Origin of the sequence: Streptomyces sp. CB02009 (assembly GCF_001905825.1) — a bacterium.
Lineage (GTDB): Bacteria > Actinomycetota > Actinomycetes > Streptomycetales > Streptomycetaceae > Streptomyces.
This window is the reverse complement of the sequence record NZ_LIVV01000002.1, coordinates 266,707-281,653: the sequence shown is the minus strand read 5'-3', so window position 1 is coordinate 281,653 and position 14,947 is coordinate 266,707. Positions and strand designations below refer to the sequence as shown.

The window sequence follows — 14,947 nt, the reverse complement described above, 5'->3', positions numbered from 1 at the left end:
CCGTGACCGGCCCGCGCGACCCACGCGGCCCGGTGTGCGGTGGACCGTCGAGCCTAGCGGTCCCGATCGTCCCGGGGGCGACAATGGACGGGTGAACCGGACAGCGAGGGACCGCGGCAGGGATCGCGACGAGGAGGGGCGGGCCCGCAGCGCGCGTCCCCGCGACGGGCTCGGCCGGCCGCTGCCGTACGGTGCCGAGGGAGTGCCCCGGCAGCCCGAGGGTGTCGTCCGCGCTCCCGACGAGACCCTGCGCGAGGCGCAGCGGCTGCTGGACGCGGGAATGCCCTTCCACGCGCACGAGGTCTTCGAGGACGCCTGGAAGTCCGGCCCCGGGTCCGAGCGCGACCTGTGGCAGGGCCTCGCGCAGCTCGCCGTGGGCCTGACGCACGCCGCTCGCGGCAACACGGCGGGCGGTGCGCGGCTGCTGCGCCGCGGCGCCGACCGCCTGGCGGGCGGGCCGGGGAGCACGGCGGCCGCGGCGTATGGCATCGACGCCGTCGGACTCGTGGCGTGGGCGCGGGAGTTGGCCGAGCGCGCCGGCGAGGGCGGAGAGGTCGAGGCAGTGACCGAGGGAGCGGCCGAGGGAGCGGACACGGCCGGAGTCACCCGCCCGGCGGCCGCCGTCGGCCGCACCGCCGTCGAGCGCGTTCCCGTCGGGCGCGTTCCCGTCGGGCCCGTCGTCGTCGACGCGGCGGCCGAGGCGCCCCGGCTGAGGCCGGACCGGCCCTGAGGTCGGCCCCGTCGTGGAGGGTGCGCTCGTCGCCCTGAGGACGGCGCCCGTCCTCACGCCCGCGCCGTCCTGAGCCCTACGCCTCCGCCCCCGGGTCGAGTGCCCGCAGCAGGACCGACGTGTGGCTCGCCGAGGGGTCCTTGGCAGCCGTGAGGAGGGTGACCGTCTCCTTCGCCGCGATCCCCCTCAGGCGGTCGAGGGCCGCCGCCGCGTCGGGGGCCTCGAGTTCGGCCTCGTAGCGCCTGCGGAACTCCTCGTACTCGCCCTCGGGTCCGTGGTACCAGCGGCGGAGTTCCGTCGACGGCGTGAGGGCTTTCGGCCATTCGTCGATACGGGCGTCGGTCTTGGCGAGTCCGCGCGGCCAGAGCCGGTCGACGAGGACCCGTACGCCGTCGTCCGGCGAAGGTGTCTCGTAGATCCGGCGGACGCGGACAGAAGGGGCGGGCGAGGCGGGCCGGGCGGGCTCTCCGGGCTCCGTGGGGTGTGCGGGCATGGTTCCAGCCTGGCAAACCGGCCCGCGCCTCACCCCTCGACGCGCAGCGCCGGAAGGAGGACGGCGTCGACGAAGGTCCGCATGGTCGACACGTCCGTGAAGCGGTCCTCGAAGAGCCGCTCGATGCGGAGCATGCCCAGGAAGCAGGGGGCGACGAAGCCGATCGCCGGGTTGTCCGCGTCGACCTCGCCCCGCTCGACCGCACGCGCCACGACCGCGTCGATGGCCGCGACCTCGGGGGCGATGACGGTCTCCCGCAGTGCGGCGCGCAGGTCGGGGTGCTGGATGAAGGCCTGGGCGACGGCTTCCATGAGTTCGGCGTCGCGCTCCCGGTGGGAGGCGGCGATCCGGCCCGCCTCGCGCAGGTCGCCCGCGAGGCTGCCGGTGTCGATGCCGGTGAAGACGGTGCACCGGCGCTGGGCGAGCGCGGCCGTGACGAGCTGCGGCTTCGTGCCCCACTGCCGGTAGAGGGTGGCCTTGCCGCACTTGGTGCGGGCCGCGACGCCCTCCATGGTCACCGAGTCGTATCCGCCCTCGCGCAGGAGGCAGAGCACGGCGTCGTACAGCTCCGTCTCGCGCTCCGGCGTGATCTTGCTGCGGCGGGCCGCCGCGGTGGCGGCCTCCGCGGACGCCGGCCCCGACGTGGACGCCGGCCCCGACGTGGACGCCGACATGGACGCTGATCCGGACGCTGACATGGACGCGGACGTGGACATCGATCCCTCCCGGACACCTCTGTCTCTGCACATACGAGAGTAGGGGGTGCACAATCGAGACGCAAACGTATCGATACGCTTGCGTCTCGATGAAATCGGATCTAGGCTCACTCCGTTTGTTGGCGATTTGACTGATTAGAGGGCCGCGCGATGGCTGCCGGGATACGCGGGATACCAGGACCACGTCCTGCCGGGTCGGGACTGACGCCTACCCCCGCACCGCCCGCGCCCCCCGCACACTCCGCGCCCTCCGGGCTCGACGAGCACGGAAGCGGCGAGGGGGACGGCGGCGCGTCGGCCAGACCGCCGCTGCTCCGCGAGCTCGCGCTCGTCACCGCGCTCTTCCTCGTCTACAAGTTCGGCCGGCTCTTCGCCAACGGCCACGAGTCCCGCGCCTTCCGGAACGCCGACCGCGTCTGGGACGCCGAGCGCGCGATCCACCTGCCGGGCGAGGGAACGATCCAGCAGCTGCTCCTGCACGGCGAACCGCTGATCCGTGCCGCGAACACCTACTACGCGGCCGTGCACTTCCCGGCGACCATCGCCTTCCTCGTCTGGCTGTACCTGCGCCGCCCCGCCCACTACGTGTGGTCGCGCCGTGTCCTCGCGCTCCTCACCGGTGCCGCCCTCGCGCTGCACCTCCTGATGCCGCTCGCGCCGCCGCGGATGCTCGCCGCGAGCGGGCTCGTCGACACCGCGCGGGTCTACGGCCCCTCGGTGTACGGGGCGACGCCGGAGACCGACTCGATGGCCAACCAGTTCGCGGCCATGCCCTCGCTGCACTTCGGCTGGGCCCTGATGGTCGCGATCGGACTCATCGCCGCCACCCGGTCCCGCTGGCGGGTCCTGTGGCTGCTACACCCGCTGTTCACCCTGCTCGTCATCGTCGGCACCGCCAACCACTACTGGTTCGACGCGCTCGCCGCCGCCGCGCTGCTCGGTCTCGCCCTGCTCGCCGTGCGCGCCCCCGGCCGCCGGACGGCGCCCCCACCCGTACCGCGTCAGACCGGTGCGACCCCTCTCCCGGTCGGAGCACTCCGATGAACCCCGCCACCGGCACCGTCGTGGCGGTGCTCCTCTCGCTCGTCTCCGCCGCCGGGTACGCGCTCGCCGCCGTCGCCCAGTCGAGGCTCGCCGCCGCCTCCCCCGTCCAGGACGGACGCGGGGCGCTCCGTGCCCTGCTCGCCCGCGGGCAGTGGTGGTCGGCGGTCGGGCTCAACGCCGCCGGAGCCCTCGCCCACGTGGCCGCCCTGCACTACGGGCCGCTGACCCTGGTCCAGCCGCTCGGCGCGCTGACCCTGGTGGCGGCGCTGCCGCTGGGCGCGTACGCGGCGCGGCGCCGGGTGACGCGCACCGAGTGGCGCGGGGCGCTGTGGACCCTGGCGGGTCTCGTCGGGCTGGTCGCGGTGACCGGCCCCACCGAGCCGGGCGAGGCGCTGAGCCTGCGCGAGTCCCTGGTCGTCGCCGCGGCGACGGTCCTCCTGATCGCCGCGCTCGCCTCGGGCCGGCGCTCGGCGAAGGGGCACGCGCCGCGTGGACTCGGGCACGCCACGGCCTCCGGGATCGCCTCGGGCGTGGCCTCCGCGCTCACCCAGACGCTGACGGCCGCGTTCGCGCTCGAACTCCCGGGCGGCAAGCCGGCCTGGTGGCAGACCGCGCTCCTCGCGGTGCTGATCTCGGGCTTCGCGACGGGCGGCCTGCTGCTCTCCCAGGCCGCGTACCGGGGCGGCCTCGCGGCCCCGCTCGCCGTGGTCAACCTCTCCAACCCGGCCGCCGCCGCGATCATCGGCGTGGCACTGCTCGGCGAGACGTTCCGCGCGGGCGCGTGGGGCTGGCTGGTCGCGGCCGGCGCGTCGCTGGTCGCGGCGCGGGGCGTGGTGCTGCTGACGAAGGGGGGCTCCCCGGACGCGGCCCCGACCGCGCAGCCGGAGGTCGTTCCGGTGGCGGTGGGTCGGCCCGACACGGTGGCGATGCCCGAGACGGTGGCGGTGGAGGTGGCAGCGCCCGCGGCGGTGGTCGTGGCAGCGCCGGCGGCGGTGACGCTGACGGCGCCTGCGTCCGCGCAGGATTCGACGCCCGAGCCGACGACAGCGGCGAAGCACGCACCCGAACCCGTACCCGTCTCCGCCCCCACACCGACCCCCGCACCCGTCCTCGTGCCCCAGGCCGCCTCCGGGCCCGGAAGCGTGGGCTCCACGCGCGCGCGTCCCGCTGCCCGGTGGACCGTTCTCCGGTCCGTCCCCACCCCCCGGTCGACGGCCGACGACCTTCCCCTGCACCGTTCGACCCGACCCGATCCGGCCACAGCCGAGCCGGACGCACCCTTGCGGACGCCCTTGAATTCGTCATCTTGACGACAACCGGGAAACCCCCCTATCGTCAACATGACGACAAGGGGGTTTCTTCATGGCCGACATCACCCGGCGGGCCGGCTGGCGCCATCTGCGCTCCGCGCCCACCGCGCACATCCGCCACCAGCGCCGCGGCACGCTGGTGCACGACGGCGAGGGCCTGAGCTTCTGGTTCCGCCCGCTCACCGCCGCCCTCTCCGAGGTCCCGGTCAACGACCGCGAACTGGCCATGGCCTTCCACGCCCGGACCGCCGACTTCCAGGACGTCAGCGTCCAATCCACCGTCACGTACCGGATCGGCGATCCGGCGGCCGCCGCCACCCGGCTCGACTTCTCCATCGACCCCGACACGGGCGCGTGGCGCGGCACCCCGCTGGAGCAGATCGCCACCCTCCTCACCGAGACCGCCCAGCAGCACGCCCTCGACGTCCTCGCCCGCACCTCGCTGGCCGAGGCCCTCGTCGACGGCGTGGCGGCGGTACGGGACCGCGTCACCGCCGGACTCGCGGCCGAGCCGCGCCTGCCGTCCACCGGCATCGAGGTCGTCGCCGTCCGGGTGGTCGCGATCCGCCCCGAACCCGAGGTCGAGCGAGCCCTGCGCACCCCCGCCCGCGAGCAGATCCAGCAGGAGGCCGACCGGGCCACCTACGAGCGACGCGCGGTCGCCGTCGAGCGCGAGCGCGCCATCGCGGAGAACGAACTGGCGAGCAAGATCGAGCTCGCCCGCCAGGAGGAGCGGCTCGTCGAGCAGCGCGGCACCAACGCCCGCCGCGAGGCCGAGGAGAACGCCGCGGCCGACGCCGTACGGGCCGAGGCCGAGGCCGTGCGGAAGGTCCGCCTCGCGCGGGCCGAGGCCGAGGCGGCGCGCGAGGTCGGGCAGGCGCGCGCCGGAGCGCAGTCCTCGTGGCTGCGGGCGCACGCCGAGGTGGAACCCGCCACCCTGCACGCCCTCGCCGTGTCCCGCGCCGCCGAGAACCTGCCCCGCATCGAGCATCTGACGCTCTCGCCCGATGTCCTGACGGGGCTGCTCGCCAAGCTGGGCGAGGGCGGGGCCCGGCCGTGAGCCTCGCGCCGCGCGCGGTCCTCGTGCACCGGACCACGGAGTACGAGGAGCTGCTCGCCCGGCACGGCACGCACGGCCAGGCCGCGTTCTTCCTCTCCGCGCGCGGCCGCTCGGTGGACGCCGTGCGCGAGCGGCACGAGCGCGCCCACCGTGCGCTGGCCGAGGTGGCGGCCGCGGTGCCCCTGGCCTGGCGGCAGACCCGGGTGGAACGCGCCGATCTGGACCGGTTCCTGTTCGGGCCCGAGGACGTGGTCGTGGTGGTGGGCCAGGACGGGCTGGTCGCCAACGCGGCCAAGTACCTCACCGGGCAGCCCGTCATCGGGATCGACGCCGACCCGGGCCGCAACCCGGGAGTCCTGGTCCGCCACCGGGCCGACCGGGCGCGGCGCCTGCTGCCGTACGCGGCGGGGGCCGGGGCGGCGGTCGACGAGCTCACGATGGTGGAGGCCGTCACCGACGACGCGCAGCGGCTGCTCGCCCTGAACGAGATCTACGTCGGGCCGCGGAGCCATCAGACCGCCCGCTACACCCTGGATCTCGACGCGACGGGACTCCCTCCCGAGGCCCAGGCCTCGTCGGGGGTGCTCGTCGGCACGGGCACGGGGGCGACGGGCTGGCTGCGGTCGCTGTGGGAGCAGCGCTCCAGCGCGCTCGCGCTGCCCGCCCCGGCGGATGCCCGGCTCGCCTGGTTCGTCCGCGAGGCGTGGCCGTCCCCGACGACCGGGACGACCCGGGTCGAGGGCCTCCTCGACCCGGGTCAGGGGCTGCGCCTGACCGTCGAGTCGGACCGGCTGGTGGTGTTCGGCGACGGCGTCGAGTCGGACGCCCTGGAGCTGACGTGGGGCCAGACCGTGCGCCTCACGGTCGCGGGGCCGCGCCTCCGCCTCGTGCACTGACGGCGGTCCGGCGGGCGACGGCGGCCGACGGCGCGCGATCACGGTCCGGTGGCGGCCCGGGTCCGGCGACGGCCCGGGGTCCGGTGGCCGCCCGCCACCGAGCCGCGGCCGGAATCGATCGGCCGTGGGCGGGGACCGTCGCGAGGGGCGCTAAGCTCGGCGCGCTTTGCCCGGTTCTTCGCTGAGGATCTGTCCGCAAATCAGCTGTTTCATCTGTTCCGGGCTCCCCGTCGAGTTCGCGCCCGCTCCCGGCCGTTGAAGGGATCCTCCATGGCCTCCGCCTCCGCCTCCCCCGGCTCGCTGTCCGTCTCCCCCGCCACGGAGCGGGAGTGGGCGCTCGTGCGCGCCTGGGCGGCCGAGGAGGGATGGAATCCGGGAGTCTCGGACGCCGCCCCGTTCTTCGCACAGGATCCCCGGGGGTTCTTCCTCGGCCGGATCGACGGGGAGCCCGTGTCCGCCATCTCGGTCGTCACCTACGACGACGCGTACGCGTTCCTGGGCTTCTACCTCGTACGGCCCGAACTCCGCGGCCTCGGTCACGGTCTGGCCACCTGGCGGGGCGCGCTCGCGCACGCGGGCGACCGGTCCGTCGGGCTCGACGGGGTGCCGGACCAGCAGGACAACTACCGGCGCTCCGGCTTCGTGACGGCCTACCGCACGGCGCGCTACGTGGGCGAGGTCCCGGCCCCCGACTCCCCCGTGACCGGTGTGGTGCCCGCCGGGACCGTGGACCCGGCCGCCCTCGCCGCGTACGACAGCACCTGCCACCACGCCGACCGGCCGCGGTTCCTCGCCGCCTGGCTGGCCACACCCGGCCATCGCGCGCTGGTACGGATCGTCGACGGACGTCCGGCCGGGTACGGGGTGGTCCGGCCGGCGCAGGACGAGGCGCGGGTGGGGCCGCTGTTCGCGGACACTCCGGCCGACGCGGCCGCGCTGCTCGACGCGCTCGCCGCCGAGGCGCGGGAGTTCGGCTCGGCGCGGATCGCGGTGGACATGCCGGAGTCGAATCCGGCGGCGGCGCGGCTGGCCGAGGAGCGGGGGCTGGAGCCGACGTTCGAGACGGCCCGGATGTACACGGGCCCGGTCCGCCCGGTGGCACACGCGCGCGTGTACGGGGTGACGACGCTCGAACTCGGCTGAGGCAGCGCCCTTCCGGGGCCCTCACGCCGACGGCACCCCGGCCCGGCCGCTCAGCCGCCCGCCCGCCGAGCCACCCAGCCACCCAGCCACCGACGGTACGGGGGCATTTCAGGTCCAGGTACGCGGGCAACTCCGACCCGCTCGCAGGGGGTGCCCTCGGGCTCCCGCCGAGAGGTGTGTACCTTTCCCGTGGAGCAGGTACGTACCAGCTCGCCGCAACGCGCCCGTAAAGGCCGCCGACCGGGCGTACTCCCCCCGCTCGGCGCGTGCATGACGCGGCGCCGACTTCCGTGCCCGCACCCCCGGTCGCACCTCCCCTCACCGGACCCCCGCCACCCCGTGAGGGGTGACAAGGGTTTTCCCCGTATCGGGTTCACCACCCCGTTCCCTACTGTCCTCCGCACCGGCAGATATCATCCCCCGACCGCACGCTGACAGGTGCATGCGGAGGGTGGCATCCGCCGGGGACGGCCTTGACCCGGGCCGTCGCGCCGGTGGCGGCGCACGGGCCCCCCAGCCCAGGGAATGCCGGATCGCGACCCCACTTCGCACCGGTGTCCCGCGCCGCCGCCACTGCTCCGCAGCTACGTCGTACTCGAAAGGGCCACACCTTGAACGGTTCCAGGCGGAGAGTCATATCCGTGGTCGCGAGCGCCGCGATCCTCGGCGCCGCTGCCACGACCGGGGCGATCGCCGCCGCCCCGGGCGCTGCCACCCCGAAGCCCGCACCGGCTTCGCAGACCATGCGGGCGCTCCCCAGCGCCCCGGTCGAGAAGGTCATCGTGACCTACAAGAGCAAGGCCGCCGAGGCCGGCTCGAACACCGCCGCGAAGAGCGACACGGCCGAGAAGGCCGCGAAGACGGGCGAGAAGCTCTCCTTCGAGCGTCGCCTCGCCGGCGGCGGCGCCCTGGTCGACCTGGGCGACAGCGCCACCAAGCAGGACGTGACGGAGGTCATGGCCGCGTTCCGCGCCGACCCGTCCGTCGCCTCGGTCGAGCCCGACATCCGCGCCTACGCGACGGCGGTCACGCCGAACGACACCGACTACACCAAGCAGTGGGACCTGTTCGAGCCCACCGGTGGCATGAACGTTCCTGCCGCCTGGGACAAGACGACCGGCTCCGGCGTCACCGTCGCGGTCATCGACACCGGCTACGCGGCCCACTCGGACCTGGCGACCAACGTGGTCTCCGGCTACGACTTCATCTCGACCTCCGCCGACGCCCGCGACGGCAACGGCCGTGACGCGGACGCCAAGGACGAGGGCGACTGGAACGCCACCGACAACGAGTGCGGCACCGGTTCCAAGGCCTCGAACTCCTCCTGGCACGGCACCCACGTGGCCGGCACCATCGGCGCCGTCACGAACAACACCAAGGGCATCGCGGGCATCGCGTACAACGCGAAGATCCAGCCCGTGCGGGTGCTCGGCAAGTGCGGCGGCTCGTCCGCCGACATCGCCGACGCCATCACCTGGGCCTCCGGCGGCAGCGTCCCGGGCGTCCCGGCCAACGCCACCCCGTCGAAGGTGATCAACCTGAGCCTGGGCGGTGCGAGCGCGACCTGCCCGAGCGTCTACCAGACCGCGATCAACGGCGCCGTCGCACGCGGTACCACCGTCGTCGTCGCCGCGGGCAACAGCAACGCCAACGCCTCCGGATTCACCCCCGCGAACTGCGCGAACGTCATCAACGTGGCGTCCACCAGCCGTGAGGGCAACCGGTCGTACTACTCCAACTTCGGCGCCATCGTGGACGTGGCCGCGCCCGGCGGCGAGACCCGTCGCTCGACCGACACGCCCGGCACCGTCACCACCCCCGAGAACGGCATCTACTCCACGCTGAACTCGGGCGCGACCACCCAGTCGGCCGAGAACTTCAAGCCCTACCAGGGCACCTCGATGGCGGCGCCGCACATCGCCGGCCTCGCCGCCCTGCTGAAGTCGGCCAAGAGCACCCTCACCCCGGCCGAGATCGAGTCCGCGATCAAGGCCAACGCCCGCCCGCTGCCCGGCACCTGCACCGGCGGCTGCGGCACCGGCATCGCCGACTCCGCGAAGACCGTCGACGCCGTCACCACCACCCCGCCGGCCGGCACCGTCTTCACCAACGCGACCGATGTGACGATCGTGGACAACGCCACCGTGTCGTCCTCGATCGCCGTCACCGGCCGCACCGGCAACGCTCCCGCCGCCCTCAAGGTCGGCGTGGACATCAAGCACACCTGGCGCGGGGACCTGGTCATCGACCTGGTCGCCCCCGACGGCACGGTGCGCAACCTCAAGGCGTCCTCCTCCTCGGACAGCGCCGACAACGTCCTGACCACGTACACGGTCGACGCGTCGAGCGAGGTCGCCAACGGCACCTGGAAGCTTCAGGTCCGCGATGTGGCCTCGGGTGACACCGGCTACATCAACTCGTGGAGCCTGACCTTCTAAGGCACCACAGCTCCACCACTGAACCACCCCCCACATCAGCATCATTGCTGGTCAGCGACGCGCTCGTGGTCTACACCACGGGCGCGTCCTGGCGTTCCGGGGCGCCGCCCGGCCGAGGCGGCCTGTCCGTATGCCGGACACAGGGCCTGGACTCCACCCGTGGGCTCCGTATTCTCTGCCCACGGGGCTCATGGGCCGGGGGCCCGAGCGCGCCGGAGGTGATGGACAGTGACGACAGCTCCGTACCTCGCCCTGCGCCCCACGGGTCCGGGGGGACCCCCCGCGCCGGTGGGCCGCGAGGAACTCCTCGCCCGCCTCGAACGCGCCCTCCACACCCGGGGCCGCGCCCTGCTCACCGGGCCCGCCGGAGTCGGCAAGACCGAGCTCGCGCTCGCCGAGGCGACCCGCGCCGAGGCGCGCGGCGAGACCGTGCTGTGGCTGGCGACGCTGCCCTCCGACCGCGAGATACCCGGGGCCTCTGCCGCCGCGCTCGTGGCCTCGGTGGCGGCGACCGTGCACCGTCCGGAACCCGGCGGCGGCAGGCGCCGCGAATCCCGGGCGACCGACAAGGCACCCGCCCGGCCCGAGTCCTCCGCGGTCTTCGACGAGCTGCCCGGGCCCCAGCGCACCGCCGTCGCCATGCTGTGCCGCGAGGCGCCGCTCGACGCCGGCGGCTGGGACCCCATCGCCCTGCGGCTCGGCATCGCCCAGATCCTCCGCACCCTGACCCGCCGAGGCCCCGTGCTCCTCGTCGTCGACGGCGTCCAGCACGTCGACGCGGACAGCGCGGACCTGCTCCGCTTCGCCCTCCACCTCGCGCCGCCCGCGCTGCGGGTGGTGGCCGTCGAGACACCGGAGCCGTACGGCGAGGCGGGCGAGCCCTACCGTGCTCCGCACCGCCCCGACGATCCGCACGCCGCGCACCTCTGGGTGCCGTCCGAGGCGGACGTGCTGCTCGTGCCGCCGCTGCACGCCGACGAGATCGCCGAACTCCTCATCCACCACCGGCTGCCCTCCCGGATGGCCGGCCGCATCCACCGCGCCAGCGGCGGCAACCCGCGGCTCGCGCTCGCCGTGGGCCGCTCGCTGGCCGACGCGCGGACCCCCGTGCACCACGCCGAGGCGCTGACGCTCTCCGGGCGCGCCCGCGACCTCGCCCGCCAGCTGCTCGGCGCCGCGCCCCTCGCCGTACGGGAGACGCTGCTGCTCGCGGCCCTCGCGCTGCGCCCCTCGTCGACGCTGGTGCGGCGGGCGGGACGGCCCAACGCGGAGGCCGACCTGGCGGCGGCCGAGCGGGCCGGACTCGTGTCGCTCGCCGAGGACGGTTCGGTGACCTTCACTGCGGGGCTGCTGCCCTCCACCCTGGTGCACGACGCCTGTTGGGCGGAGCGGAGCGCCGGGCACGCGGCTCTCGCGGAGGTCGTGGACGATCCCGTGGAGGCGGTACGGCACCGGGCGCTGGCCACCGACAGCCCGGACGAGGACCTGGCGGCCGAGGTCGCGAACGCCGCCGATCTGGCCCGGCGGCGCGGGAACAGCGCGCTCGCGGCCGAACTCGCCCTGCTGGCCGCCGAGTCGACGCCAGGACGGCACGGGACGCGGCGGATCGCGCGGCTCGTCGACGCGGCGGAGGAGGCCGCCCGCGCGGCCCGCGCCGACCTCGCCATGCGGGCGGCCACCGATCTGCTCGCCCGTGACGCGGTGCCCGCCGACCGGGTCAGGGCGCGGCTCGCCGTCCTCGACACGGCGGGGCAGGGGCTGACCGGGCTCGACGAGATGTACGTCCACGCCATGGAGGACTCGGAGGGCGACACCGCCCTGCGGGCCGCCGTACAGCTCCGGCTGGCCGTCAAGTACGTGCTCGCTGACGGCGATCCGCAGCGCTCGCGGACGGCGGCCGTCGAATCGGCCGCGCTCGCCGCCTCCATGGGCGACCCGCGCACGGCGGCGCAGGCGCTCACCGTGCAGGCGCGGATGGAGCGGGCCCTCGGCGCGCCGGACGCGGAGGCGGTGCTCGCGCAGGCCCGCGCGCTGGAGTTGGCCGAGCGGCCCCTCGGGATCCGCAACGCCGCCCAGATCCTGACGATCCGTCACGCCCTGTTCGACGACCGTCTGACGGACGCCCGCGACGAACTGAACGCGCTGCTGCCCCTCGTCCAGCGGCGCGGTTCGGTGGAGGACACGATCGAGCTGTTCTCCACGCTGGCCGCCCTCGAGTCCCGCAGGGGCGCCTGCGCGGCCGCGCTGTCGCACGCCGGGCAGTCCCTCGCCCTCACCCTGGAAGCGGGCCTCTCACCCGGCCCCGCCTGGTACACGCTGGCACTCGCGGAGACAGCCGGCGGCAGCTTCGCCCGCGCGGCGAGCTACGCCCGGCGCAGCGTCCAGGCCTCGGAGGAGGAGGGCGACCGGGTGTTCCTCTCCCGCAGCCGGTACGCGCTCGGCCGGGTCCAGCTCATCAACGGGGACGTCGCCGCCGCCCTGGAGACCCTGCGGCGCGTGCAGGCCGACGAGCGCGCCCAGTCGACCGTGGACCCGTCGATGCTGCGCTGGCACGAGGAACTGGCCGAGGCGCTGCTCGCCCACGACGAGGCGGACGAGGCCCTGGCGCTCCTCGACGAGGTGCGGCCGGTGGCGGCCCGGCTCGGCCGGTCCACCGTCCTGCTCGGCTGCGACCGCGCGTACGCCCTGTGGCTCGCGGCGGAGGGGCGTACGGACGAGGCGGCGCAGCTGCTCACCCGCACGGCCGAGGCCTTCGGCCGGGCCGGGCTGCCGCTGGAGCGGGGGCGGGCGCTGATCGCCCTGGCCCGGGTGGAGCGCCGAAGACGGCGCCGGTCGGCGGCGCAGAGCGCGCTGCAGACGGCGGCCTCGGTGTTCGAGCGGGCCGGAGCGGCGCCGTGGCTGGCCCTGGCGTGCGAGTCCCCCGCGGGCACCGTGGGCGAGCCACCCGGGGGCGGCTCCGGGAACGAGGAGGCGCTGCCCGCGCTCTCCGCGCTGACGGAGGCCGAGCTGCGGCTGGCCCGTCTGGTGGGGCAGGGCGCCAGCAACCAGGAGGCGGCGGCGAAGCTGTACCTGAGTGTGAAGACGGTCGAGGCGCGGCTGACCCGGATCTACCAGAAGCTGGACGTCCGGTCGCGGGCGCAGCTCGCGACGGCCCTCAGACCGTGAACGGCGCTCAGACCGTGAACGGCCGCTGATCCACGAACTCCGGGTCCGGGGTGCCGGTGAGGTGGAGGTTCGGGCTCTGCGTCGGGGGCAGTCTGCGCTGGATCGCCCGGTGGAAGTCGCGGTAGCCGCCGCGGAAGGCGCCGTCGTCCCACACCTGGAGCAGGGCCTCGGTGAAGGCGCCGTTGACGTCGCCGTCGGAGGCCTCCTGGTCGTCCTGGCAGGCCGAGACGAGGAGCGCGTCGGGGCCCGCTCCGTCCCGGGGGCCGGATGCGGCGAGGGAGCGCCGGAGGTCGGCGTAGAAACCCCGGTCGCGGTCGTCGAGCTGCCGCCGCGTCGGTTCGGGCATGAAGCGGGCGGTGGCGCCGGCCCCCGGTCCGCCGGGGATCTCGATGCTGCTGCCGCTGTGGCAGCAGTCGAAGAACGACACGATCCGTACGTCGTCGGCGAAGGCGTCGAAGGCGTGCCGGACCTCGTCGTCGAGGAACTGCCGGTCGTAGAGGACGAGGGTCTCGTCGAGCGCGTCCGGCTCGGTGTCGGAGCCGGCCGGGCCGTCGTCGGGCACCTGGCCGCCGTGGCCCGAGTAGCTGAAGACCAGGATGTCGCCGGGGCCGAGCCGGGCGGCGGCTTCGCCGAGCACGGCGGTCACGTTGGCGGCGGTCCCTTCGGGGGTGAGCAGGACCGTGCTCTCGAATCCGGCGGTTCGGGCGAGCCGCGCCATGTCGCGGGCGTCGTTCTCGCAGGCGACCAGGGTGCCTTCCCAGCCCTCGTAGCGGGCGGGGTCGACCCTGTTGAGTCCGACGTGCAGGGCGAGTCCGGTGGCCATGGGGTACCTCCTGGTGGAAGAGGAGGAGGAGGGCGGGAGGGCGGAGGGGAACCCGGGGCGTCTGATCGAGTGGCCTGTGGTCCGGCGCCGAGCGCGCCCCTCTCCACGCGGTACCTACATCGTATGAACCCTTCCGGCCCCCCGCCCCCTCCGGGCCCGGTCGGCGGGCGCCGCGCGGCGCTCGCCGACCGCACCGGCTACGACGAGGCCTTCCTCGGGCCGGTCGTCGCGCTGCCGCTGCCGGTCCGGCAGTCGATCGGGACGGTGATCCTGCCGTACACCCACTTCACCGTGGTCTTCCGGCCCGACCGGCGCCTCGCGGCCGCGACGGCCGTGTGCGTCGAGGGGCGGGAGCTGCTGGAGGACGTACCCCGTGAGGACGAATGGCGGTTCGACCCGCGGCTGCCGGAGGAGCAGCAGGCGGGCGACGACCTCTACCGGAACAACAGCCTCGACCGCGGGCATCTGGTGCGCCGGTTCGACCCGGTCTGGGGACCGTCGGCCCTGGCCGTCCGGGCCCACGCGGACACCTACCACTTCACCAACGCCGCTCCCCGGGCCGATGGTTTCAACCAGGGCAGGCAGCTGTGGCAGGGGCTGGAGAACCACCTGCTCGACCACGCCGCCGTCCAGGAGCGGAGGCTGGCCGTCCTCACGGGTCCGGTGCTGCACGACTCCGACCCGCCGTACCGGGGGATCCAGGTGCCGACGCGCTTCTGGAAGGTGGCCGCGTTCCTCCAGGACGGGGTGCTCGCGGCGGCCGCGTACGTGCTCGACCAGAGCCCCGACCTGAGCCGGGACGCGGAGCGGGCGCTGGCGGGGGCGACGACCGGAGCGCCGCCGCCGCTCGGCCCGTTCCGTGCGTACCAGGTGCCCGTCTCGGACGTCGCGGAGATCACCGAGCTGGAGTTCGGGCCGCTGCCCGACGTGGACGTGATGCCGGCGACGCACGCGCCCGAGGAGCGGTGGCGGCGGCTCGAATCGTACGAGGACATCGTGCTGCACCCCTGAGCCGCGGGCGCGCCCGCGGCCGTTCCGCGCCCGGTCCGCGCCCTCCGCGCCGCTCCGCCACACCGATTGCGACCCCTTAGGGCCGGTGAAACGATGGGAGGTACGGGCCGTCCGGCCC

The 14,947-nt window shown here is 74.9% G+C and carries 11 protein-coding genes and 1 pseudogene; 9 read left to right on the top strand and 3 right to left on the bottom strand.

Going from position 1 to position 14,947, the window contains the following annotated elements:
• Positions 1 to 91: 91 nt before the first annotated feature.
• Positions 92 to 571: pseudogene (locus AMK27_RS08665) on the top strand (DUF309 domain-containing protein); the annotation flags it as partial.
• A gap of 235 nt (positions 572 to 806) precedes the next feature.
• On the opposite strand, the gene AMK27_RS08660 reads toward AMK27_RS08665, so the two are convergent.
• On the bottom strand, positions 807 to 1,223 hold the full coding sequence (locus tag AMK27_RS08660; protein WP_073904453.1) for a DUF488 domain-containing protein: 417 nt from the start codon (positions 1,221 to 1,223) through the stop codon (positions 807 to 809).
• A gap of 29 nt (positions 1,224 to 1,252) precedes the next feature.
• Entirely contained in the window at positions 1,253 to 1,897 is a 645-nt protein-coding gene (locus AMK27_RS08655; RefSeq protein WP_073904451.1) for a TetR/AcrR family transcriptional regulator, read from the bottom strand.
• 192 nt (positions 1,898 to 2,089) lie between these two features.
• Between AMK27_RS08655 and AMK27_RS08650 the strand changes: the two genes are divergently transcribed.
• The 7 genes from AMK27_RS08650 (at position 2,090) to AMK27_RS08620 (ending at position 12,995) form a co-directional block, all read left to right on the top strand.
• Positions 2,090 to 2,983, top strand: a complete 894-nt coding sequence (locus AMK27_RS08650) for a phosphatase PAP2 family protein (protein ID WP_241847388.1) — start codon at positions 2,090 to 2,092, stop codon at positions 2,981 to 2,983.
• On the top strand, positions 2,980 to 4,293 hold the full coding sequence (locus AMK27_RS44515) for a DMT family transporter (RefSeq protein WP_445194842.1): 1,314 nt from the start codon (positions 2,980 to 2,982) through the stop codon (positions 4,291 to 4,293). The genes AMK27_RS08650 and AMK27_RS44515 overlap by 4 nt, the downstream gene beginning before the upstream one ends.
• A 52-nt stretch (positions 4,294 to 4,345) precedes the next feature.
• Positions 4,346 to 5,353 carry an SPFH domain-containing protein gene (locus tag AMK27_RS08640; protein ID WP_073904449.1) on the top strand — a complete coding sequence of 336 codons (1,008 nt, stop codon included), beginning with the start codon at positions 4,346 to 4,348 and terminating at the stop codon, positions 5,351 to 5,353.
• Complete coding sequence (locus AMK27_RS08635) at positions 5,350 to 6,249, top strand: NAD(+)/NADH kinase (protein WP_073904447.1); 900 nt, start codon at positions 5,350 to 5,352, stop codon at positions 6,247 to 6,249. Before AMK27_RS08640 ends, AMK27_RS08635 begins: the two co-directional genes overlap by 4 nt.
• A 270-nt stretch (positions 6,250 to 6,519) precedes the next feature.
• Positions 6,520 to 7,392 (top strand): GNAT family N-acetyltransferase, encoded by an 873-nt coding sequence (locus AMK27_RS08630; RefSeq protein WP_073904446.1) that lies wholly within the window; start codon positions 6,520 to 6,522, stop codon positions 7,390 to 7,392.
• Positions 7,393 to 8,135: 743 nt separating this feature from the next.
• Positions 8,136 to 9,830: a S8 family serine peptidase gene (locus tag AMK27_RS08625; RefSeq protein WP_073905847.1), complete on the top strand. Its 1,695-nt coding sequence runs from the start codon at positions 8,136 to 8,138 to the stop codon at positions 9,828 to 9,830.
• Between the two features lie 228 nt (positions 9,831 to 10,058).
• On the top strand, positions 10,059 to 12,995 hold the full coding sequence (locus tag AMK27_RS08620) for a helix-turn-helix transcriptional regulator (protein ID WP_073904444.1): 2,937 nt from the start codon (positions 10,059 to 10,061) through the stop codon (positions 12,993 to 12,995).
• Positions 12,996 to 13,002: 7 nt separating this feature from the next.
• Here the strand turns inward: AMK27_RS08620 and AMK27_RS08615 are convergent, their stop codons facing one another.
• The gene (locus AMK27_RS08615; RefSeq protein WP_073904443.1) at positions 13,003 to 13,818 is read right to left on the bottom strand and encodes a caspase family protein; all 816 of its coding nucleotides are present in this window, start codon (positions 13,816 to 13,818) and stop codon (positions 13,003 to 13,005) included.
• Positions 13,819 to 13,941: 123 nt separating this feature from the next.
• On the opposite strand from AMK27_RS08615, the gene AMK27_RS08610 reads away from it, so the two are divergent.
• Positions 13,942 to 14,829: a DNA/RNA non-specific endonuclease gene (locus AMK27_RS08610; RefSeq protein ID WP_073904441.1), complete on the top strand. Its 888-nt coding sequence runs from the start codon at positions 13,942 to 13,944 to the stop codon at positions 14,827 to 14,829.
• Positions 14,830 to 14,947: the final 118 nt, after the last annotated feature.

Bases quoted from the DNA above. Each gene is read 5' to 3' on its own strand.
- AMK27_RS08660 (WP_073904453.1), bottom strand. From the start codon at position 1,223: ATGCCCGCACACCCCACGGAGCCCGGAGAGCCCGCCCGGCCCGCCTCG.
- AMK27_RS08655 (WP_073904451.1), bottom strand. From the start codon at position 1,897: ATGTCGGCGTCCACGTCGGGGCCGGCGTCCACGTCGGGGCCGGCGTCC.
- AMK27_RS08650 (WP_241847388.1), top strand. From the start codon at position 2,090: ATGGCTGCCGGGATACGCGGGATACCAGGACCACGTCCTGCCGGGTCG.
- AMK27_RS44515 (WP_445194842.1), top strand. From the start codon at position 2,980: ATGAACCCCGCCACCGGCACCGTCGTGGCGGTGCTCCTCTCGCTCGTC.
- AMK27_RS08640 (WP_073904449.1), top strand. From the start codon at position 4,346: ATGGCCGACATCACCCGGCGGGCCGGCTGGCGCCATCTGCGCTCCGCG.
- AMK27_RS08630 (WP_073904446.1), top strand. From the start codon at position 6,520: ATGGCCTCCGCCTCCGCCTCCCCCGGCTCGCTGTCCGTCTCCCCCGCC.
- AMK27_RS08625 (WP_073905847.1), top strand. From the start codon at position 8,136: ATGCGGGCGCTCCCCAGCGCCCCGGTCGAGAAGGTCATCGTGACCTAC.
- AMK27_RS08615 (WP_073904443.1), bottom strand. From the start codon at position 13,818: ATGGCCACCGGACTCGCCCTGCACGTCGGACTCAACAGGGTCGACCCC.
- AMK27_RS08610 (WP_073904441.1), top strand. From the start codon at position 13,942: ATGAACCCTTCCGGCCCCCCGCCCCCTCCGGGCCCGGTCGGCGGGCGC.